This window comes from Flavobacterium sp. GW823-FHT04A11 (assembly GCF_058796535.1).
The window spans coordinates 2,814,507-2,835,315 of sequence record NZ_CM179503.1; the positions used below are offsets into that span (position 1 = coordinate 2,814,507).

A 20,809-nucleotide genomic window follows, 5' to 3' on the forward strand; every position below is an offset into this window, starting at 1 on the left:
AAAAACTGTGACTAAAAGTTACTCAGCCAGCCACTTCTTAAAATCAAAGAAATTCTGTGGCGCCACACCGTGACCAACAGGATATTCTTTATAAGTAACCGGAATGTTTAATTTTTCGAGAATTGCAGGAGTTTTTCTCGCCCAATCAATTGGAATAACCTGATCTACAGTTCCGTGAGAAGCGAATATTTTTAAGTTTTTAAAGTCATTTTTCTCAAAACCGTCCTTGATAATTTCTTCATTAAAATAACCGCTCATTGCTACAACTCTCTGGACTTTTTCAGGATAGGAAAGTGCAACAGAATAACTTAAAATTGAACCCTGACTAAAACCAACTAAAGTTATATTATTGGCATCAATTGGATAATTAGCAACTAATTCATCTATAAAAAAAGCAATTGCATCTCGTGAAGTTTTAGCTTGTTCATTGTCAGAAAATTTATTCTGGTCAGCATCAAAATTGATTGCATACCAAGCATAAGCTCCGTATTGTAAATCATATGGCGCTCTTGCTGAAATAATATAATAGTTATCAGGAAGTTCAGTTGCAAACGAGAACAAGTCAGCTTCGTTGCTGCCGTATCCGTGTAACAAAAGCAAAACAGGATTTTTATCTAAAATAACTTTTGGTTCTTGTATTTTATATTCTAAAGATAGATTCATTTTTTTTAGTTTTCAGTCTCAGCCTGCGTTTAAGGCGAATGCTGTGTTATTTAAGTTTATAAATATAAAAAAATCTGTTTTTATCCGCGTTTTTGCTTGCAAATCAGCGTTATCCGTGTGCAAAATTTATACGCTGATAAAACAGATTCGCTAAATCGAAAACGCTGATTTTAAAGGATTTCTTTTTTTTTGGAATTTGGAATTTAAAAATATTGGAATTTTATTAACCTATCGATTTAAACCATTTTTGAAATAAATTTCCAACTAAAGGAATGGGTCTTGTTTGCCCTTGAATAGCACTAAAAATTCCATAAGTCCATAAAATTGAAATACAAATCCACATAGGAAATGTAATAAAAAAGCTGTCGAAATTACTAATTATGGCTCCAAAAGAAATAAAAGTCAGCGATAATCCTAAAGCCTGACGGATATGAAAAGAAGCAAAACTATTTTTATTTTCAGAGTTCATTGACATGGCAATTAAAACCCCAACAATTAAAATATAACTGGTAATTGCGATTGATTTTCCCTCTTCGATTGAATTATTCATTGTAATTATTTAGTGATAACAAGTTGTTTTTGATTTAAAATTCCGTACACGGAACCTTTGATTTCAGTTCCTAAAAAAGCAGAATTTTTAGATTTTGAAAGAATGTTTTCTTTCGTGAAAGTTGATGTTACTTCCGGGTTAAAGAAAGTAAAGTTGGCTTTTGAACCTTCTGCGATGGAGTTATTTTCGATTCCGAAAACAGCTTTTCCTAAAGTCAGTTTTTCGATTATAACTTCTAAAGGCAAAATAGTTAATAACGCTCCAAAAGCACTTTCTAAACCAATAGTTCCATTTTTAGCCGTATCAAATTCCATTTTTTTGAATTCAATATCAATTGGGTTGTGGTCTGAAGTAATGATGTCAATTGTTCCGTCAAGAACAGCGTTTATAAGTGCTTGTCTGTCGGTTTCAGTTCGCAATGGTGGAGTTACTTTAAAACGCGTATCAAAACCTTCCAGTTTTTCATCGGTAAGAACCAAATGATGTACAGCAACACTGCAAGTCACTTGTAAACCTTTTGCTTTAGCTTCTTTAATTAATTCCACTGATTTTGCCGTAGAAATGGTTGGAATGTGAAGTTTTCCTCCCGTATATTCTAATAAGAATAAGTTTCTTGAGATTTGCAATTCTTCAGCAAGATTCGGAATTCCTTTTAAACCTAATCTTGTCGAAACAATTCCTTCATTGGCAACTCCGTTTCCTTTTATATTTGGATCTTGTGAATAAGTGATTACCAAACCATCAAAATCTTGCACATATTGAAGCGCAATTTTTAGCAAATTGGCATTGTCGATACTTTTATTATAATCTCCAAAAGCGATTGCTCCTGATTTTTTCATATCAAACAATTCCGCCATATCTTTTCCTTCGCTTGCTTTTGTTAAAGCACCAATTGGGAAAAGTTCTGTAGCAAGACCATTTGCTTTGTTCTTTACAAAATTTACTTGTGCCTGATTATCAATAACCGGGTAGGAGTTAGGCTGTAAAGCAACGCCTGTAAAACCACTTTTTGCTGCAACATGAAGTCCGTTTGCAATGGTTTCCCTGTCTTCATAACCTGGTTCTCCAAACGAAACGCTGCTATCGAACCAACCTTGCGAAAGATGCAGATTATCGAACTTTACTTCTGTTGTATCATCAATATCAAGAATTGAAGTTCCTATTTTTTCAATTAAACCATCTGCAATTAAAAGATCAACAGTCTGGTTATGAAACGGACTTTTTGAATCGATAATTTTGGCGCTTCTGATGATTATTTTCATATGTAGAGAATTTATTTTAATTGAAACAATTAAATTATTTTAAAGCATTAAGACTTAATTTTCGTAATGTCTTACTGGTGAAAAAATTATTTCACAAATTTGATAATTGCCATTTCTAATGCTAAAAATAACAGTGCAAAGATAACAAACCATTTCCAAATTTGACTGTCAGTTCGCTCAGTTTGTAAGGTGTTAAAAATGGTCGAAATCGTATCGGCAGTTTTAAAATCTGAAACCGCATTTGTATTTACCTGACTTAAATCACTTTCACTTCTTTTGTAATTAAAACTCAGATTTTCTACCGATTGTTTTTTATCAAAAACGCTATAATTTCCTGCTGTTTCAGGGAAATCGTTGAATGTTAGTTTTACTTTATTATTTAATATTTGCTGAATCGGAATAAACGAATCATCATTTCCTTTAACTTCCAAAATTGCATCTTTGCTCAATAAAACATCCACAAAATAAGGCTGATTGTTTCCAATTGTCAAGGCATTAACACCTGTTTTTTGATTGTTTTGTCCCATTTTATAAAAAAGCGGAACGATCAATGGTGATTGCTGAAAGTTTGAATTTGAAGTATTTATTGGTGCTGAAAAAACAGTAATTCCGGAAACCGGGCTTTGAATCGCTGTTACAAATACGCTTTGATCTTCATACGATAAAACAGCCGGATACAGACTTGAAATATCAAATGAACTGTTTGTTTTTGGATATTGAAAATTGGTAATTTTATTCTCAAAAACACCTGAAAATAAAGGATGATCAAAATTAATTTTGGTGATTAATTTGTCTTTGTTTTCAAGATTTTTAAACTGAATTTTCCCGAAATTCCCTAAAAAAGAATTCAAATTAGAAATAGAACTTTTCTCTCCCGGAATTACAACAAGATTTCCGCCTTTTGAAACAAACGATTTTAAAGTAGTCTGCAAAGCCTGAGGAACTTCAATTAATTCATTCAGGATAATCGTGTTTTGTTTTTCTAAACTATTATAATCTAAACTGCTAATAGAATAGTTGTTATAATTGAATTCGGATGAAGTATAAATTCTGGATAAAAAATTACTTTTTTCAGGTTCGCCAATGCTGATAACGTTTGTTTTTTTATTTTTTGAAATACTGAAATAAAGCTTATTATCATAAGCCAAGCCATTATCTTCAATTGTTACATATCCATGAAAAGCTTCTTTTGGAATCGTAAAATTGATTTTCTTTTTTTTAGAATCGAAATTAATAATTGTTTTGGCAATCAATTTTTTCTGATTGTATAATGCCACAGAAACAGGTTTGAAATCTTCGCCGTAAGCAGATAAATTAATTCCTAGCTCGTAAAAGTTTTCCAAAGTCTGATTGATGAAAACGCTGTCAATAGAAACATTGTTTTTTTGTTCTGCCTCCGGAATTATAAAATACGGTTTCTCCTCAGTATCTATGTTTTTAACATCTTTTTCGGCAAGACCAACAGCATCTGTAATAATAACAATATCTTTTTTATGTGCCGATTTATGTGCTTTAATTTTCGCCATAATAGACGAAAGTTCAAATGGCGTTGCACTGTATTTTAAGTTTTGCAGTGAAGCTTTAGAAGATTTGATATCAGTATTCCAGAAGTTCTCGGTATTGGTTAACAATGAAAACTGAGCAGTTTCAGGCGTGTTTTCTAAAAGTTCCTGAACGGCGCGTTTTAGCAGTTCGCCTTTTTTGCCTTTTGCCTGCATACTAAACGAATTGTCTAAAACAATATACATTTCGTTGGTTGCATTTTTACTGTCTTTAGCTTCAAAAAAAGGCTGTGCAAAAGCAATAATGACGCAAGTCAGCAATATTAATCGCGTGGCTAATAAAAGTCTTTTCTTTATTTTAGAACTTTTACGGGTTTGTACGGCAAGTTCTTTAAGGAAACGGACATTTGTGAAATAAGAAGTTTTGAAACGTCGTAATTGGAATAAATGAACCAAAATTGGAACAATCAATAAAAAGAGAAAGTATAGAATTTCGGGCTGTTTAAAGTGCATTCTGGCTTTGATTTACTTCACTACGTTTTGTGTTTCGCGAAGATACTGGTCAAAAATACAAATTTTTACTTAAACCAAACAGCGATATTAATTAAACCATATAAGTTATATAAGTTCATTTAATTTTTACTCAATTAATCCTAACTTATAATCTCTTATATCACTTATATGGTTTAAAAACACAAAGCATAGTTTGAAAAATGTAACTTTTGAAAATTCATTTGTAACAAAAAACAAACTTCGGAATAAGAATATTCAGTATTTTAGCTAATTAAAAAAACTATCAAAAAACTATGAAAAGATTATATATGCTGTTTTTTTCGGCTTTAGCTTTTACAACTTCGCAGGCGCAAAATAAATTTAACTTATTAGTTGGAACTTACACCAATACATGTGAAAGTAAGGGAATTTATGTTTATGAATTCGATGCAAATTCAGGGAATTTTAAATTTAAAAATTCGTCAGAAAATGTTTTGAGTCCGAGTTATTTATCGCCTTCTGCAGATAATAAATTTATTTATGCCGTAAACGAAAACGGAACTCAAAGTACCGTAAGTGCTTTTGTTTATGATTCAAAAACAGGGAAACTTAAATTACTAAACTCAAATGCTTCTTTAGGAGCTGATCCTTGTCATTTAATTAACGATTCTCATAATGTAATTGCGGCTAATTATTCTGGCGGAAGCATTGCTGTTTTTAAGAAAAATGCTGACGGAAGTATAACAGAAGTACAGCAATTGATTCAGCATGAAGGAAAAGGACCGAATGCGGCACGTCAGGAAAAAGCTCACGTGCATATGGTTGTTTTTTCTCCGGATAAAAAGTTCATTTTATCGAATGATTTAGGTGAGGATAAAGTTTTCATTTATAAATACAATGCGACTGCTAAACATGACATTCTGACTTTAAAAGAAACGGTTGCTGTAAAAGCCGGAAGCGGTCCAAGACATTTGACTTTTAGCAAAGATGGAAAATTTGTTTATCTGGTTCAGGAACTAGACGGAACATTGACGACTTTTAGTTATAATAAAAACGGAAGTTTAAAATTATTGGCCGAAACGAGTATTCTTGCAAAAGATTTTAAAGGTGGAACCGGTGCTGCGGCGATTAAAATTTCTCCTGACGGGAAGTTTTTATACGTAACAGATCGCGTGGACGCTAATAATATTTCGGTTTATAAAATTCTTAAAACAGGAAAGATCGAACTTGTTGAACAACAAAGTACTTTAGGAAAAGGCCCAAGGGATTTTGCCATCGATCCCACAGGAAATTACCTTTTAGTTGGACATCAATACACAAACAATATTATTATTTTTAAAAGAGATAAACTAACCGGAAAACTTAAAGACACAGGAAAAAAAATCGATTTGTGTTCTCCGGTGGGACTTGTTTTTACGAAGATATAGTTTGTTAAAAGATGCTAAGTCTCTAAGGTACTAAGATTCTAAGTTTTAAATAAAAAAGGCTAAAAAATATGAAATCTTAACTTCATATTTTTTAGCCTTTAATCTTAGCCGCTTAGCAACTTAGAGTCTCAAAAAGATCTTACTTATCCTTATCTTTTCTCTTCTTATCTCTGGTTTTCAACATATTTCTGTTGACAGAACCGTGGGTTTTCTTTTTGGTTTTTGAAGGTCCTCCAAGATTTACTTTTTTATTCTTTTTTGCTTTATCATGAAAAGCACCGTCACCTTCAAGTTTTACTTTTTTCATTAGAAACTTAATCGGCTGTTTGTCTTTTTCAGGTTCGATTAATTTAGTCGAAATTTCAACTTCCTCAGGGAAATCAGCAATTTCAAGTTCCTGATTCATTAAGACTTCTACTTCTACTTTAAATTCTTCTTCACGAGGCGTGATAAAACTAATCGCAGTTCCGGTTGCATCTGCACGACCTGTACGACCAATTCTGTGCATGTATAACTCCGGAAATTCTGGAAGTTCAAAGTTAATAACGTGAGAAATATTCGAAATATCCAAACCTCTCGCCATAATATCCGTTGTAATCAATCCGCGAAGATTTCCTTCCTGGAATTCAGCCATAGTACTCAAACGGTAATTTTGAGATTTGTTCGAGTGAATCACACCAAACTGTCCTTCAAAATCTTCTTCAATTCGGGTATGAAGCATGTCTGAAATCTTTTTATTGTTTACAAAAACCAAAACACGTTCCATGCTTTCGTTTGTTTGCAATAAATGTTTCAGCAAGTTTACTTTTGTATTGAAATTAGGAACATTATAGGTGATTTGAGTAATATTTTCAAGCGGAGTTCCTGACGCAGCAAGTGTAACTTCTTCAGGAAAATCAAAAAAGTCATTCAAAACCGCATCAACTTCATCTGTCATTGTTGCAGAGAAAAGAATGTTCTGACGTTTGGTTTTCATCATTGCCAAAAGTGCTGTCAATTGTGTACGGAAACCCAAATTCAGCATTTCATCAAATTCGTCGATTACTAATTTTTGAGTTTCATCAAAACGAATTACAGCATCCAAAGCTAAATCCATTGTTCGACCCGGTGTTCCTACTAAAATATCGACACCTTCGTAAACGGCTTTTTTTTGTGTATTGATATTTACTCCACCAAAAATACCAAGTGTTTTAACAGACATGTATTTGGTTAGTTTCTCCACTTCTTCTACAACCTGAACTACTAATTCGCGGGTTGGAACCAGAATTACAATTTTTGGAGTATTGGTTGGGGTAAATTTGTATAATTTTAAAAGAGGCAATAAATATGCAAATGTTTTACCGGTTCCGGTTTGCGCAATTCCCATCATATCACGACCTGACATAATCACAGAAAAGGATTTTTCCTGAATAGGAGTTGGCGTAACAAATCCTAATTCGTCGATTGCTTTTTGTACTGATTTTGGAAGATTGAATTTTTCGAAAGTGCTCATTTACATTAAATTTTGTGCAAATGTACGTTAAATTCGTGGTTTTTTGTTAGATTTCTGTTTTTGATACTAATGTGTGACACTGAGCTTCCCGAGACTTTGGGAGAAGGGCGCTCCAATTGTACGTGGGCTTCGACTACGCTCAGCCTGACATGCGCGAGTATTCTGCGTTTAAAAACCTTCAAAGACACCTAATCCAAAAAGAGCAAAATCATATTTTACAGGATCTTTTGCGTCCATTTTGCGGAGTTGTAAATCGAGTTCTGCTAATGCTTTTGCGTCGTTTTGCTTTCGCGAAAGAATGCCTAATTTACGGGCTACGTTTCCGGAATGTACGTCAAGCGGACAAGATAAAGCGGCTGGTGAAATGGTTTTCCAGATTCCTAAATCGACTCCTTTTGCATCCTGGCGCACCATCCAGCGCAAATACATGTTGATTCTTTTTGCTGCCGAATTATTCAGCGGATCTGAAATGTGTTTTTGAGTTCTTGGCAAATGATCTATTTCGAAGAATATCTTTTTGAATTCGCTAATGCTTTTTTGTAAACTGTCTTTTTCCTGATTTTTTGCGAACACATTTTCTAAACCGCCATGATTTTGATAAACGTGCTGCAAACCTTTTATAAAACCACCAAAATCTTTTCCGTTGAAGGTGCGATGCACGAAATTTTCCAGACGTTCCAGATCATTTTCAGAATGGGACATTATGAAATCGTAAGGTGTATTGCCCATTAATTCCATCATTTGGTGGGAGTTTTTAATAATCATTTTGCGGTTTCCCCAAGCGATTGTGGCGCTTAAAAAACCGGCAATTTCGATGTCTTCTTTTTGAGAAAATAAATGTGGAATCTGCACAGGATCACTTTCTATGAAGTCCTGATTGTTATATTGAATGACTTTTTCGTCAAGGAATTCTTTAAGTTCTTTTTGGGTCATGCTAAAATTAATGTTCTTAATAGTTGAGTGCCCTAGCCCTGATGGAAGCGGCATCCTTTTTCTTGCTTCTTTAGCAAGGAAAAGATATAGCGGACAGCAGGAAACAGCTTCTAATTACTAATCTGACCGTCGACCATAACTAATTTTCTGTCGGCCATATTGGCTAACTCTTCGTTGTGGGTTACGATTACAAATGTTTGTCCGAATTCGTCGCGAAGCTGGAAAAATAACTGATGTAAATTTTCGGCAGATTGCGTGTCCAGATTTCCCGAAGGTTCATCGGCAAAAATAACGTCAGGTTTATTGATTAAAGCCCTTGCAACGGCCACACGTTGTTGTTCACCACCCGAAAGTTCGTTTGGTTTATGATTGATTCGGTGTGATAAACCTAAATATTCTAATAGTTTTTTGGCTTCTTTTTCGGCTTCTGCTTTTGATTTATTGGCCATGAAAGCGGGAATACAAACGTTTTCCAATGCTGTAAATTCAGGTAACAATTGGTGAAACTGGAAGATAAAACCAAGATTTAGGTTTCTGAAAGTGGATAATGTTTTGTCTTTTTTACTCTTTTTTCTAAAATAAAGATTCAAATAAATTGCCAGTGCAAAAAGCGGAAGAATTAAAGCCCCAACCGTAATATTTCTGGTTAAATCATCAAAAATTATATGCTTGAAAAAGAAAGTAAAAATGATAAGGGCAACAGTATAAACAGCACCAACCCAGCAAATCCATTTGAATGTTTTCTCTTGTTTTGAGTTGTCTTTTTCAACATCCTGAAGCGTTAAAATATTTTCTCCGTTAATGGTTAATGATGAATTTGTATTTTGTTCAGGTTTGTCAAGCGTTCCTAAAATTTGTAATAAAGTGGTTTTCCCCGCACCGGAAGCGCCAACAATTGAAACAATTTCTCCTTTTTTAATATGTAAATCAACTCCTTTTAAAACTTCAAGTTTATCGTAGAATTTATGTATGTTTTTTGCTTGTATCATTTTGAAACTGTTTCTACAAAGAAACAAAGATTATGAATAGAATCAAATTCCAATATCTAAAATCTATATTCTATATTATAAAATCTAAAATTCTAAAACTTGGCTTGAAAATTGAAGATGTGGTAATTAAGAAACAAATACCAGTTAAAGATAAATTTACTTTGATGATTTATTTTTAAATTCGAATAATAACTAAATCAAATAAAAATGCAGGATTTGAATGTAACAACTGACGATAGAATGAGAAAGCTCCTTTTAGGTTTGCTTTTTGACGGTATTGGAATGATTTCTTTTTCGATTCCGCTTTTGGGTGAGTTTTCAGATGTAATCTGGGCGCCAATTGCCGCTTTTTTAATGAGCAGAATGTATAAGGGACGAGTAGGAAGGGTGGCGAGTATTTTGACTTTTGTGGAAGAAATAATTCCGTTTACCGATATAATTCCTTCGTTTACCATCACTTGGATTTATACTTATTTTTTTCAGAGGCAAAAAAATGAAACTATTGATGTGAATTAAATGATCAAATTAATATAAAAGAAATGGCAACTTTAGGGTTGCCATTTCTGTTTTTGAGTATTATTGCACGATAATCTTTTTTACGTGTAAAATTTCTTTTGTGTCAGGATCTGTCACTTTTAAAATGAAAACACCTTTGGTTTTTAAATGAATATTTTCTTGTGCTTTTGAACTTATATTCTGTTTTACAACTTCTTTACCTAAAATATCATAGACTTTTAGTTCAGCTTTGTTAACGTCATTTTCCATCAAAATAGAAAAAGAACCGTTATTGGGAACAGGCCAGACTTTGAATCCGTTATCAGCTTCTTTGTTTACCTGATTTACAGATAAATTTCCGGATCCGCTCAAAATGTTGACTTTACGTGTCATAGTTCCGCCTTCGCTGTCGGTTATGGTAAAATTAAAAGAACACAAACCTGCCGCAGCCGGAGTAAATTCAACAATATTAGAAACTAAAAGGGCATTTCCGTTCACAACATTTAATACACTATAACTTACTCCGGTTGTAAAACCTCTTGACAATTTTTGAATGTCAATATTTATTTTAGTTCCCGTTGGAGAATCATAATGCGGAAGCGACATCCATTGTAAATATTGATCAAGATTCGTGTATCCATCTAAATCAACATCAGCATTTGCATCTGAAAAATCTCCATTTGCGGAGTTTATATTTGTTCCGATGATATTTTCCCACCAGTTTGGCAAACCATCCTGATCGGTATCCCAATTGGCATCCCGGTTTAAAGTTGGATACGATTCGTAACCGCCAACATCGGATTCATTGTCCGGAAATCCCGGTTTGTTGGTTACGCTTCCTCTTATGGAATAAGTTCCGTTTAATGTTTCTGTAATGATTCTTTCGTCATGATCGTCAAAAACCGGCTGCGTACAACCTACATCAGAAAGCACAATTTTATAGGCATTTTTGGCACTTTGCGTCGTTACATACGAAGGGAAAAAAGCGGTGTTTACAAAATTTTCATAAGGAACTGTATTTCCGGAAGCTTTGCGACCTATCGTTTGATTGGTTTCGTCAAAATAGCCTGGCATAACATTTCCATTAAAATAACACTGCTGCATTCCGGTTCCTGTGCCTTCATTTTGCTGATTGAAAGCGACAAATATTTTTGATCCTGCGCCTGGCTTATAATAATTGTTTACAAAATTAACTTCTTTGGTTCCTCCGTCAGTAGTTCTGGAACCCCAGTTATAAACGACATTATTTGTAATATCCATTTTTCCGGAATAAGCGCCATTTCCGTCTAATCCGCCGCCAAGACTCCAGTTTCGACCGTAACAATGTGCCAGTAAATTATGGTGGAAACTTCCAATATCACCGCCAATTGTTGCCGCATAACCGTGTTCTGTTCCGGCAGGATAATTTTGATGTCCGGCTGCATTTAAAGCTTCTGAAATTAAAGTTTTTTGCAGCGTAATGTTTTTTCCTGAGCGGGAACTAAAAGCTTCGTCGATTGTCCAGCTTATAGAGCAATGATCCATAATGCTGTTATCAGCTCCTGTTAAACCCATTCCGTCATAAGTTGGACCGCCGCCAACACGAACTCTTACGTTTTGAACAATGGCATCATTTCCGGTTATTCCAAAAGGAGCAGAGCGAATGCAAATTCCTTTTCCCGGTGCCGTCTGTCCTGCAACCGTAACATAAGGCTGGCTCAAAACTAAACGTGAACTCAGCTGAATAATTCCTGAAGTATTAAAAACAATAGTTCTTGGGCCAATATCATTGGTTACGGCTTCACGAAGACTTCCGGGCCCGCTGTCGTTTAAGTTAGTTACCGCTACAACTTTTCCGCCTCTTCCTCCGCGGGCAAATCGGCCGTATCCTTCTGCTTCAGGAAAAGCCAGTTGTGCAGGACGAAATCTCCATACATTTCCTTTCTCCACCTGGTTGTTCGCCAGTACTTCGTCAATACGCCAGTAATAGGTTGCGCCTGTGTATAAACCGTTTACCTGATACGAGGCATTGGTTTTGATTTGATTGCCTTTATATTCAGGCGATGCTGTCGTGGCAGTTTCAACCGCTGCAAGATCAGTTCCGAAATAAACATTATGCGATAAAGCGTTTGTTGCTGATGTCCATTGCAGTAATTTGCCTCCGGAATTTAATTCGACATGTTCGTCATTGTGTTTCGGATTTGGATTTATGGACTGAAAGAAAATATTTGGCGTATTTAATTCAAATCCGTTTATGATCACATTTTTGATATTTTCTGTTCCCGATGTTTCTGCGGCAAACACGATTACAACATCAGTATTGGCGACAGCTTGAAATTTTAAATAAGCTGATTTTGCGTCTGCTGTTTTCGTGGCCCTGATACTCGGAATTAAATTATCAACGACTAAATTTCCATCTATAGAAATATCAATTGGACTAAATGTATTACCAGACGGACTATCGACAGCATTTAAAAAAGCTAATAAAGTGTGTTCTCCTGCAGCTAATCCGGTGATTTTGAGTTCGATTTTTCCTCCCAGATTTGCCGTTGTTCCCTTTACGGTAAGACCGTCAGAAATTAATCTGGCATAATACGGAGTCTGAATTCCTGCTTTGTACCAATTGGTTCCTAAAGCGTCGCCTTTATCTCCAATTCGGGTTACGGTAAAAGTAATTCCGTTTTCAGTATAAGTGCTCGTATCGCCGGAACCAATTACCCATGCGGTGTATTCGGGTTCGTTGACTTCCGCTTTAGGTCTTCCGGATTGATCAAAATCAATCTTCACAACTGGATTTTGGCCAAAAATAGTTGTGACCGACATTGTAAGGCAGGATAATGCCATTACAAAATGTAATCTCATGGAGTTTTGTAGCATTTTAAAGTTTTTTGGTTGGTTAGTTAAGTAAATTATTTCAGCTCACTTTTTTAATGCCAGATATCCTTCATGAAGAAAATACTAGTTTTAATTTGTAATTATCTTCTTGTTTTTAGATGTCTAACTTTATGGTTGTGAGTACTGTAAAGATTATTAATACCTGAAATAAAACTATCCTGCACCATCCTGCAAAAATGCGTTTATTGTATTATTTTTAATATTAAAATATCAAATGTGTATTTTTTACACTAATTTTTTATGTAATTAATTTTGTAAGAGTTAGGTATAGTAAGCTTTACAGGAAAAAAATAGAAGAAGAACCTATTTTTTAAAATCTAATAAAAAATTTAAGATGAAATAATTAAAAAGGAATTATTTCTGAGAAGAAAATAATTTGAGAGTTATTTATTTTTGGAGAATGCTTTTCTGAAATTAATCTTTAAACAGAAAACCTAATCCCATACTTTTCAGCATTCTTTTTTCGAAAGCCCAAAAGAAACGAAACTGTCCAAAAACAGTTCCTATCGCAACCAATAAAACCTGATAAATAGGAAAAATAATGAGCAAGCGGATTAAGGTAAACCAGCCGCCAAAATCTTCTTTGGTGATCCCCAACCATACACAAAAGGGTTTAGACAGCCATGCAGATGCCGATCCGGTGATGGCAAAAACGATAAATATGATGACGAATTGAAAATTTGAGGTGATGCCCCAGCGTTGTTTTAATTTATTCATTTCTATTTATAATGATTACAAATATAACAACATTATCTAGATGGAACATATCCCCAAAGCTTTTGTTTATAAGTATTTTGAAAATAAATCATGTAGTTGTAAATAAGGTAATTTACCTCGTAGCCGTACTTAATATTTGGATTATAATTAATATTCATTTCATATAAATCGCGACTGTATAGCTGAGGCTGTAAAACCCGATTATTCCATTCCGTAACATACAAAATGTTTTTATTTTCAAGAAATTGCAAAGAATGATAATTTCGAGGAAAAGCTCTTGAAGCCAACCAGGTACTAAATCCATTATCAATAATTATAACTTCATATTCCAGCGAATCATTTGCAATTCGAACAGTATCATTTACCGCAACATTTTGCTTTACTGCCGTGTCAACTGTTTTTTGAGAAGTTGAGCAGGCAATAATCGTAAATAAAATGATTAATATGTAGATGCAATTTTTCATGAGATGAATTTCGAACTTAAATTTACAAAAAAATGTTCAAACTTGCAAAGGTTTAGAAAAGGTGCAAAGGTGCAAAGGTTCAAAGGGACAAAGGATAGAAAAATTTATAAGTTATTTAAATAAAATAGCCATTTACCTCTCAGTAAATGGCCATGATTACTGATTTAGTAAAGAAACCTTTGAACCTTTGTTCCTCTGATCCTTTGAACCTATTTTTACTTACTTCTAAACAACTTCCCAATAAAACCGGCAATTCCGCCTTTGCTTTTTGTTACGACTAGAACATCGGCTACGTCTACTTTTCCGTCGGCGTTTTGGTCTAAGCCAAATTGCATTCCGTATTTAGAAATTGTATCCATAATACTGGAAGCTTGTCCGCTGTTTCCCGTAATAGAACTGATAATATCTGAAATTTGAAAACCGCTGTCGTTTGGATCTTTTGCTTTATTTACTAAAGAATTTAAAACCTGTGGAATCATACTTGCCGCAACGCCCGAAGAATCTGCGTTGCTTAAACCAAATTTTTGACCAAGAGTTCCGGATAATTGTTGCGTTATTTGCTGAACCACCGGATTAGAATTATCTATAGGCGTTTTTCCATTAAATAAACCGGCTAATTGTTCTGCACCACCTTCTGAAGCAATTTTTTGCAATCCTGCAAATATAGAGTTGCTTGTTTCATTTACAACGGCTTCGTTGTGTTCATTCGGGATTGCATTGTTTTTTACAATGGCATCACCTCCGTATTGTTGTACTAATTGCGTTAATTGTTCAAACATGATTTAAGAGTTTAAATTAGACGTCAAATTTACATAAAAAGAAAGGGATTTACTACAAATTTATAGTAAATCCCTTTAAAGTTAATCTTTTTATTTTAGTATTAGCTCAACAAAGAAATAATTTGTGATGCTAACTCAGTACCAATTCTGTCTTGTGCTTCTCCCGTTGCAGCTCCAATGTGTGGAGTTAACGAAATTTTTGGGTGCATTAAGATTGTCATTTCCGGTTTTGGTTCGCTTTCAAAAACGTCTAAACCAGCAAAAGCAACTTTTCCTGAATCCAATGCTTTTACCAAAGCCACTTCATCAATCACACCGCCACGGGCACAGTTTACGATTCCAACACCATCTTTCATGATCGCTAATTCTTTTTCTCCAATGATATATCCATCCTGAGCAGGAACGTGCAACGTAATGAAATCAGCTTCTTTAAACAAAGATTCTAATGATTGAGAAACAACTGTAGTAGTAATTGACTGTCCGTCAAAAAACTCCACTTTAATATCTACTTGCGGAATAAAACTATCTGCAGCGATAACTTTCATTCCTAAACCAAGAGCCATTTTTGCAGTAGCTTGTCCGATACGGCCAATACCAACAATACCAAGCGTTTTTCCTCTTAATTCAACACCATTTGCGTATGCTTTTTTCAAACCGTCAAAGTTTGAATCTCCTTCAAGAGGCATATTTCTGTTAGAATCATGTAAGAAACGAACACCAGAAAACAAGTGTCCAAATACCAATTCAGCAACAGATTCTGAAGAGGAAGCCGGTGTATTAATTACATGAATTCCTTTACTTTTAGCATAGTCAACATCAATGTTGTCCATACCAACTCCGCCACGACCAATGATTTTTAATCCCGGGCAGGCATCAATTATATCTTTACGAACTTTAGTTGCACTACGCACTAAAACTACGTCTACATTATTTTCATTTACAAAATTAGCAACTTGTTCCTGAGCTACTTTTGTAGTGATAACTTCAAATCCACCTTTTTCTAAAGCCAGAATTCCACTTTTAGAAATTCCGTCATTCGCTAATACTTTCATTATAGTTTATTTGTTTATTTGGTTAATCGTTTAACTGATAAACCAACTATTATAATTTTTTTTCTTTTTTGATTTAGGAGCTAATCCCGCTATTCGTTCCAATCTTTTTTGTTTTTAAAGAAAAAACAAAAAAGGATTTCCACTTCTATCGGGGCTAGGAATCCGGTACTCAGTCTCAGTCTCAGTTTTCAGTCTTATTTTACTGAAAACTGAGACTGAAAACTGAAAACTAAACTTTCGACTCCAACGCTTTCATTACATCTACTAAAACCTGAACACTTTCGATCGGCATAGCATTGTAAATAGAAGCTCTGTAACCACCCACAGAACGGTGTCCTGGCAATCCTGAAATTCCTGCAGCTTTCCATAAAGCATCAAAAGTTTCCGTGTGATCAGCATTGTTTAGTAAGAAAGTAACGTTCATTTTAGAACGATCTTCTACCGCTGCAGCACCTTTAAATAATGGGTTTCTGTCGATTTCAGCATAAAGTAAATCGGCTTTTGCGTCGTTTAATTTCTCAACCGCAGCAATTCCGCCTTTTTCTTTAATCCATTGCAATGTTAATAAAGAAACGTAAACAGCAAAAACAGGTGGCGTATTATACATACTTTCTGCTTTGATATGTTTAGCATAATCTAACATGCTAGGAATTGTTCTTCCGCTTTTCTCTAAAATTTCTTCTTTAACAACTACAAGAGTAGTTCCTGCAGGACCCATGTTTTTTTGAGCTCCGGCGTAGATTAAATCAAATTTAGAGAAATCTAAATTGCGTGAAAATATATCAGAACTCATATCGCAAACAACAGGAATATTAGTTGTTGGGAATTCTTTCATTTGAGTTCCAAAAATGGTATTGTTACTGGTGCAGTGAAAATAATCTGCATCACTTGGTATGGTGTATCCTTTTGGAATATGGTTGTAATTTTCTTCTTTTGAAGAAGCTACAACAACAGTTTCTCCAAAATTTTTAGCTTCTTTTATAGCAGCCGTTGCCCATGTTCCTGAATCTAAATAAGCGGCTTTTCCGCCTTCTTTCAATAAATTATAGGGAGCCATTAAGAATGCTGTACTTGCACCACCTTGTAAAAATAATGCCTGATATCCTTTTCCTTCAAGTCCTAGTAACTCTAAAGCAAGGGAACGCGCCTCATCCATAACAGCAACGAAATCTTTGCTTCGGTGCGAAATTTCAAGGATAGATAATCCTGAATCATTAAAATTTAATACTGCTTTTGCTGCCTTCTCAAAAACTTCCTGAGGTAAAATGCTGGGTCCTGCGCTGTAGTTGTGTTTTTTCATGGTTGTTGTTAATAGTCGAAAATTTTAAAGACGCAAATTTCGGCAATAGGAGCTGAAAAAGCGATAAATTATTCGAAATAATTAAACATTTTTTTACTTTGTTGTTAACAAAAACGTTATAGTATCTACGTTATCTGCATAATCCCACAATTGAGGATTTTGCGTTTCTCCAAAGGGAATACTATTTTGGATTAAATCGTTACTTACGATGCATTGAATTTGTTCAGATTCAGCAGCAAGACGATTTTTAAGGTCTTCTAGGTCCTCATAAAATTCATAGAAAACACTCGAAATAGGCGAGGCGTAGCTCGAATCTTCTTTTATGGTCAAAAAGCCGTTATCCAGTAATTTGAAATTACTCATTAAAAAAACCGCTTTATTGTAATCGTAATTATTAGCGTATTTTTCGTAGTGAATTACATCCTGATATTTAAAAATTGCTTCAAAAAAAGCATCAAAAGAATAGCCTTTTGGAACAAAAAGTTTAGAGACATTACGACATCCCAAACCAAAATAACGGAAAATATCTTCGCCTAAAGCTTCTAAATCTTTTTTGGTTTCTTTTCCGTTTAAAACGGCAGCCGAATTTCTGTTTTTTCGAATGATCGAAGGTTTGTCTTTAAAATAATATTCAAAATATCTCGCCGTATTATTGCTTCCGGTGGCAATTACGGTGTCAAAATTTTCCAGTTTTCCTTCCACGAAAGTGATCTTATCTTTTAAGCTTTCATCAACAGCGATTAAATATTTGGCTAAAAAAGGCAATAAATGCTGATCGTTTGATGACGTTTTGATCAGGGCTTTATTTCCGGTAATTAAAACAGAAAGAAAATCGTGAAAACCTACTAACGGAATATTTCCGGCCAAAATTAATGCAACTGTTTTTTCATTGTTACTATTAAGCAACGCTGCAGGATAGGCCGAAAGCCATTTGTCGATATTTTCTTCTGTCAGTGCTTCTGCCCAGGATTGTATTGCAAAATACACTTGTTCAGGCGTATACCAGCCATTATGAGATTGTGATAAATGTATCAGTTTTTCGAAATCATCAAAAAATAAATCGTTATGTAAGACATCCGATTTCTTAATTGTGTTCTTTTCAGAGAATTGTTTTAGAAATTTCCCTAATTCAACAAAAACACTTTTTTTTGTTTCTAATGTCATAATGTTTGTATATGAAAGGTTTTGATTGTAATTTTGCACAAAAATAAGCTATATTAAGTTATAAGGCAAAGCAGAATAAAATCTTTGATATTTTTAACTTTAATCCTGTAACTTTTAACTCGTAATCAAGAAAAAAATGGCAATAATTATAACTGACGAATGCATAAACTGTGGGGCTTGCGAACCAGAGTGCCCAAATACAGCAATTTATGAAGGAGCTGATGATTGGAGATATAAAGATGGGACTAGTCTTACAGGAAAAGTAATTTTACCAGACGGAACTGAGGTTGATGCAGAGGATGCTCAAACGCCAATTTCTGACGAAGTTTATTACATCGTTCCCGGAAAATGTACCGAGTGTAAAGGTTTCCATGATGAACCGCAATGTGCTGCTGTTTGTCCTGTTGATTGCTGTGTACCAGACGATAATCACGTTGAAGACGAAGAAACTTTGTTGAACAGACAAGCGTTTTTACACGGAGAATAATATTCTTTTTAAAATTTTATATAAAAGTCCTGAGTTAGCGCTCAGGACTTTTTTTGTAAAGTATTTTCTTTATTTTATTCTAATATTTTATTGATATATAATGTTTTATTTGTAGTTTTAGTGCGAAAATTTTAACAATAACATTAAAATAATTTAAATAATTGCCTATGAAAAGATTGATACTTTTATTTGCTTTATTTTTTAATATGATTGTTTTTGGTCAGGATACCGAATATTCGATTATTGTAAAGGATATTGAAACACAGTTGCCTATAGAAAACGCAACAGTTGAAATATTAAAGACCAAACAAATTTTAATAAGCAATCAGGATGGTAAAGTAACTTTTGTGCTAAGCGGAGGTTCTAATGTTCAGGTTTCTGAAACAAATTATGAAAACTTAACGCTTCGTTGGGCTTCACTCAAAGAAAATGAATTTGTTGTTTACTTAAAAAGTAAAGACAATAAATTAGACGAAATTGTTTTGTCTAAAGAAAATCCACAAAAAATTCTTCAAAAAATTGTTTCAACTTCTTCTGCCAAATTAGCTACTTCGTGTAGATTAAAAGTTTATGTAAGAGAGTTTTTTATGCTCGATAATAAATATTCCTATTATAATGACGGACTCGTTAATTTTCAGTTTAATGTTGATCAGAAAAAAGTAAATACAACATTATTAGTAGAACAAAACAGATCGTACGGTTTAATAGATGAAGATGTTAGTGCTGATTTAAGAGGTTATAATCTGAATGATATTATGGAGAATTATGCCAACCTGAAATATTTTGATCCTCTCTTAGATTCCAAGGCAAAAAAAGAATACGATTTTATTACAAAAGGGCATCCAACCAATAAGGATTATTACGTCATGACGATTGCGCCTTTGGATAAAGCGAAAAAAGCAGTTGATAATTTTGAAATTATTTACGATCCCGAAAAGAAATTAATCATAGAATTCAGCATTACCATTACACCGGGAACGATTGCCGAATTGGTTGAAAATAAACAAGAAGGCGCTAAAAATATCACCAGATCTGTCGTAAAAGTAAATTACAGAGTTGATGACGAAGATTATTATCTGTTGAGTTCTAATGAAGAAGTAGGATATGATATTGTTTTAAAAGATAAAGGCGTGAAAAATATTCAGGTTAGAAATAATTTCATTACTACAAATTTCAGTAAAGAAAAATTCACCTATAACGAAAGTGATGTTTTTAAAGAAAAATCGCTTTTTAATAAGAAGAATAAAATTCTAACCAATTATTGGAATATCTCTGGTTTTACGGCTACAGACGAGGAAAAAACATTAATAGACGGATTAGAATTTAAAATGTAAGTTTTAAAAATTGTAATGATAAAATCCTGAGTGTGATGCTCAGGATTTTTTTTATGTTCTCTTTTTTGCCACAATTACAAAAGTATCGTAGGCATACGTTTTTCGATCGATTGTTTGTATGATTTCGAAATTATTCAAATATAAAAATAGCTGAATTTCGTTGAGTGTAAAAACCCGAACGGTTGAAAAGTCATTTTCGATAATTTGTTTTTCACCATTTACAAAAGTGTAATATTGTGCCGTCCATTCGAGCATGAAATTTTCGAGAGAATTGTTGGTATCCCAATGACTTTCTCTGATATAATTTACATTTTCATATTTGGCTTCGTGCTTAATAATAGGGTTTTCTTTCGTGAAAGGAATAAAACGATTGGCATCAATAAAATCAAAAATGATAACGCCATTATCGTTTAAGTTTTTATAAATCGAATCAAAAGTTTTGTTAACATCATCATTTGTAATGAGATAACTTGTAGATCTTCCGGTAATTAAAATAGCATCAAATAAAGTGCTAAGTTTAAAATCGCGCATATCGCCTTGTGTAAAAGAACAATTTTTGTTTCTTTCTCTGGCAATTGCAATCATATCGTCGCTGTAATCAAGGCCTTGATAATTTTGATTGTTTGCTGCGAATCTTTTGGCCAGATTTCCGGTTCCGCTTCCTATTTCCAGAATTGCAGCGCTTTTATTGTCCTGAATCAGATTGTTGTAAAAAGCATATTCTTCATCATAATCAACAAAAGTCTGGTACATGGCGTCGTAAATTGCAGCCATTTTTCCATCATATAAATTTGCCATAACTTCAGAATTTTAATATAAAAGTATAAAAAAGG

Annotated in this window: 18 protein-coding genes and 2 pseudogenes; 4 read left to right on the forward strand and 16 right to left on the reverse strand. The window is 33.9% G+C overall.

Features of this window, described 5'->3' with window-relative positions; all coding sequences use genetic code 11:
* Positions 1 to 18: 18 nt before the first annotated feature.
* The 4 genes from AC3QL1_RS12055 to AC3QL1_RS12070 all read right to left on the reverse strand — a co-directional run bounded on the left by AC3QL1_RS12055 (position 19) and on the right by AC3QL1_RS12070 (position 4,490).
* Positions 19 to 663 carry an alpha/beta hydrolase gene (locus AC3QL1_RS12055; RefSeq protein WP_492491643.1) on the reverse strand — a complete coding sequence of 215 codons (645 nt, stop codon included), beginning with the start codon at positions 661 to 663 and terminating at the stop codon, positions 19 to 21.
* Positions 664 to 886: 223 nt separating this feature from the next.
* Positions 887 to 1,213, reverse strand: coding sequence for a hypothetical protein (locus tag AC3QL1_RS12060; RefSeq protein ID WP_492491645.1), 327 nt, complete (start codon positions 1,211 to 1,213; stop codon positions 887 to 889).
* Between the two features lie 5 nt (positions 1,214 to 1,218).
* Positions 1,219 to 2,475, reverse strand: coding sequence for a dihydroorotase (locus tag AC3QL1_RS12065; RefSeq protein WP_492491647.1), 1,257 nt, complete (start codon positions 2,473 to 2,475; stop codon positions 1,219 to 1,221).
* An 86-nt stretch (positions 2,476 to 2,561) separates the two neighbouring features.
* Positions 2,562 to 4,490: a BatA domain-containing protein gene (locus AC3QL1_RS12070; protein WP_492491648.1), complete on the reverse strand. Its 1,929-nt coding sequence runs from the start codon at positions 4,488 to 4,490 to the stop codon at positions 2,562 to 2,564.
* A gap of 293 nt (positions 4,491 to 4,783) precedes the next feature.
* On the opposite strand from AC3QL1_RS12070, the gene AC3QL1_RS12075 reads away from it, so the two are divergent.
* Positions 4,784 to 5,896, forward strand: coding sequence for a lactonase family protein (locus tag AC3QL1_RS12075; protein ID WP_492491650.1), 1,113 nt, complete (start codon positions 4,784 to 4,786; stop codon positions 5,894 to 5,896).
* A 139-nt stretch (positions 5,897 to 6,035) separates the two neighbouring features.
* On the opposite strand, the gene AC3QL1_RS12080 is transcribed toward AC3QL1_RS12075, so the two are convergent.
* The 4 genes and pseudogenes from AC3QL1_RS12080 to AC3QL1_RS12095 form a co-directional block, all read right to left on the reverse strand.
* Complete coding sequence (locus tag AC3QL1_RS12080; RefSeq protein ID WP_492491652.1) at positions 6,036 to 7,388, reverse strand: DEAD/DEAH box helicase; 1,353 nt, start codon at positions 7,386 to 7,388, stop codon at positions 6,036 to 6,038.
* A 168-nt stretch (positions 7,389 to 7,556) separates the two neighbouring features.
* Entirely contained in the window at positions 7,557 to 8,321 is a 765-nt protein-coding gene (locus AC3QL1_RS12085; protein ID WP_492491654.1) for a TIGR02757 family protein, read from the reverse strand.
* A gap of 110 nt (positions 8,322 to 8,431) precedes the next feature.
* A pseudogene (locus AC3QL1_RS12090) lies at positions 8,432 to 8,881 on the reverse strand (ABC transporter ATP-binding protein); the annotation flags it as partial.
* A gap of 216 nt (positions 8,882 to 9,097) precedes the next feature.
* Positions 9,098 to 9,310 (reverse strand): annotated as a pseudogene (locus tag AC3QL1_RS12095) (ATP-binding cassette domain-containing protein); the annotation flags it as partial.
* Positions 9,311 to 9,517: 207 nt separating this feature from the next.
* Here AC3QL1_RS12095 and AC3QL1_RS12100 point away from each other — a divergent pair.
* Complete coding sequence (locus AC3QL1_RS12100) at positions 9,518 to 9,826, forward strand: hypothetical protein (protein WP_492491656.1); 309 nt, start codon at positions 9,518 to 9,520, stop codon at positions 9,824 to 9,826.
* A 60-nt stretch (positions 9,827 to 9,886) separates the two neighbouring features.
* Here AC3QL1_RS12100 and AC3QL1_RS12105 read toward each other — a convergent pair whose 3' ends face one another.
* The 7 genes from AC3QL1_RS12105 to AC3QL1_RS12135 all read right to left on the reverse strand — a co-directional run bounded on the left by AC3QL1_RS12105 (position 9,887) and on the right by AC3QL1_RS12135 (position 18,155).
* Positions 9,887 to 12,661 (reverse strand): T9SS type A sorting domain-containing protein, encoded by a 2,775-nt coding sequence (locus AC3QL1_RS12105; protein WP_492491658.1) that lies wholly within the window; start codon positions 12,659 to 12,661, stop codon positions 9,887 to 9,889.
* Positions 12,662 to 13,093: 432 nt separating this feature from the next.
* Positions 13,094 to 13,396, reverse strand: a complete 303-nt coding sequence (locus AC3QL1_RS12110; protein WP_492491659.1) for a DUF6787 family protein — start codon at positions 13,394 to 13,396, stop codon at positions 13,094 to 13,096.
* Positions 13,397 to 13,428: 32 nt separating this feature from the next.
* Positions 13,429 to 13,860, reverse strand: coding sequence for a DUF6146 family protein (locus AC3QL1_RS12115; protein WP_492491661.1), 432 nt, complete (start codon positions 13,858 to 13,860; stop codon positions 13,429 to 13,431).
* A gap of 215 nt (positions 13,861 to 14,075) precedes the next feature.
* Positions 14,076 to 14,639: a hypothetical protein gene (locus tag AC3QL1_RS12120; protein ID WP_492491663.1), complete on the reverse strand. Its 564-nt coding sequence runs from the start codon at positions 14,637 to 14,639 to the stop codon at positions 14,076 to 14,078.
* Positions 14,640 to 14,740: 101 nt separating this feature from the next.
* Positions 14,741 to 15,691, reverse strand: a complete 951-nt coding sequence (locus AC3QL1_RS12125) for a D-2-hydroxyacid dehydrogenase (RefSeq protein WP_492491665.1) — start codon at positions 15,689 to 15,691, stop codon at positions 14,741 to 14,743.
* A 229-nt stretch (positions 15,692 to 15,920) separates the two neighbouring features.
* Positions 15,921 to 16,991 (reverse strand): 3-phosphoserine/phosphohydroxythreonine transaminase, encoded by a 1,071-nt coding sequence (gene serC, locus AC3QL1_RS12130; protein ID WP_492491666.1) that lies wholly within the window; start codon positions 16,989 to 16,991, stop codon positions 15,921 to 15,923.
* Positions 16,992 to 17,084: 93 nt separating this feature from the next.
* The gene (locus AC3QL1_RS12135) at positions 17,085 to 18,155 is read right to left on the reverse strand and encodes an acyl-CoA reductase (RefSeq protein ID WP_492491667.1); all 1,071 of its coding nucleotides are present in this window, start codon (positions 18,153 to 18,155) and stop codon (positions 17,085 to 17,087) included.
* Positions 18,156 to 18,291: 136 nt separating this feature from the next.
* Here AC3QL1_RS12135 and AC3QL1_RS12140 point away from each other — a divergent pair, with 136 nt between their 5' ends.
* Both AC3QL1_RS12140 and AC3QL1_RS12145 read left to right on the forward strand, forming a co-directional pair.
* Positions 18,292 to 18,642, forward strand: a complete 351-nt coding sequence (locus AC3QL1_RS12140; RefSeq protein ID WP_492491669.1) for a 4Fe-4S dicluster domain-containing protein — start codon at positions 18,292 to 18,294, stop codon at positions 18,640 to 18,642.
* A gap of 167 nt (positions 18,643 to 18,809) precedes the next feature.
* A complete protein-coding gene (locus AC3QL1_RS12145) occupies positions 18,810 to 19,976 on the forward strand; it encodes a hypothetical protein (protein WP_492491670.1) in 1,167 nt (388 codons plus the stop codon).
* Between the two features lie 51 nt (positions 19,977 to 20,027).
* Here AC3QL1_RS12145 and AC3QL1_RS12150 read toward each other — a convergent pair whose 3' ends face one another.
* A complete protein-coding gene (locus AC3QL1_RS12150) occupies positions 20,028 to 20,774 on the reverse strand; it encodes a class I SAM-dependent DNA methyltransferase (protein WP_492491672.1) in 747 nt (248 codons plus the stop codon).
* Between the last annotated feature and the right edge of the window lie 35 nt (positions 20,775 to 20,809).

Excerpts from the sequence above, each read along its gene's own strand:
- serC (WP_492491666.1), bottom strand. The coding sequence starts at position 16,991 with ATGAAAAAACACAACTACAGCGCAGGACCCAGCATTTTACCTCAGGAA.
- AC3QL1_RS12145 (WP_492491670.1), top strand. The coding sequence starts at position 18,810 with ATGAAAAGATTGATACTTTTATTTGCTTTATTTTTTAATATGATTGTT.
- AC3QL1_RS12120 (WP_492491663.1), bottom strand. The coding sequence starts at position 14,639 with ATGTTTGAACAATTAACGCAATTAGTACAACAATACGGAGGTGATGCC.
- AC3QL1_RS12135 (WP_492491667.1), bottom strand. The coding sequence starts at position 18,155 with ATGACATTAGAAACAAAAAAAAGTGTTTTTGTTGAATTAGGGAAATTT.
- AC3QL1_RS12075 (WP_492491650.1), top strand. The coding sequence starts at position 4,784 with ATGAAAAGATTATATATGCTGTTTTTTTCGGCTTTAGCTTTTACAACT.
- AC3QL1_RS12060 (WP_492491645.1), bottom strand. The coding sequence starts at position 1,213 with ATGAATAATTCAATCGAAGAGGGAAAATCAATCGCAATTACCAGTTAT.
- AC3QL1_RS12080 (WP_492491652.1), bottom strand. The coding sequence starts at position 7,388 with ATGAGCACTTTCGAAAAATTCAATCTTCCAAAATCAGTACAAAAAGCA.
- AC3QL1_RS12100 (WP_492491656.1), top strand. The coding sequence starts at position 9,518 with ATGCAGGATTTGAATGTAACAACTGACGATAGAATGAGAAAGCTCCTT.
- AC3QL1_RS12140 (WP_492491669.1), top strand. The coding sequence starts at position 18,292 with ATGGCAATAATTATAACTGACGAATGCATAAACTGTGGGGCTTGCGAA.
- AC3QL1_RS12105 (WP_492491658.1), bottom strand. The coding sequence starts at position 12,661 with ATGCTACAAAACTCCATGAGATTACATTTTGTAATGGCATTATCCTGC.
- AC3QL1_RS12070 (WP_492491648.1), bottom strand. The coding sequence starts at position 4,490 with ATGCACTTTAAACAGCCCGAAATTCTATACTTTCTCTTTTTATTGATT.
- AC3QL1_RS12110 (WP_492491659.1), bottom strand. The coding sequence starts at position 13,396 with ATGAATAAATTAAAACAACGCTGGGGCATCACCTCAAATTTTCAATTC.
- AC3QL1_RS12065 (WP_492491647.1), bottom strand. The coding sequence starts at position 2,475 with ATGAAAATAATCATCAGAAGCGCCAAAATTATCGATTCAAAAAGTCCG.
- AC3QL1_RS12055 (WP_492491643.1), bottom strand. The coding sequence starts at position 663 with ATGAATCTATCTTTAGAATATAAAATACAAGAACCAAAAGTTATTTTA.
- AC3QL1_RS12085 (WP_492491654.1), bottom strand. The coding sequence starts at position 8,321 with ATGACCCAAAAAGAACTTAAAGAATTCCTTGACGAAAAAGTCATTCAA.
- AC3QL1_RS12150 (WP_492491672.1), bottom strand. The coding sequence starts at position 20,774 with ATGGCAAATTTATATGATGGAAAAATGGCTGCAATTTACGACGCCATG.
- AC3QL1_RS12125 (WP_492491665.1), bottom strand. The coding sequence starts at position 15,691 with ATGAAAGTATTAGCGAATGACGGAATTTCTAAAAGTGGAATTCTGGCT.
- AC3QL1_RS12115 (WP_492491661.1), bottom strand. The coding sequence starts at position 13,860 with ATGAAAAATTGCATCTACATATTAATCATTTTATTTACGATTATTGCC.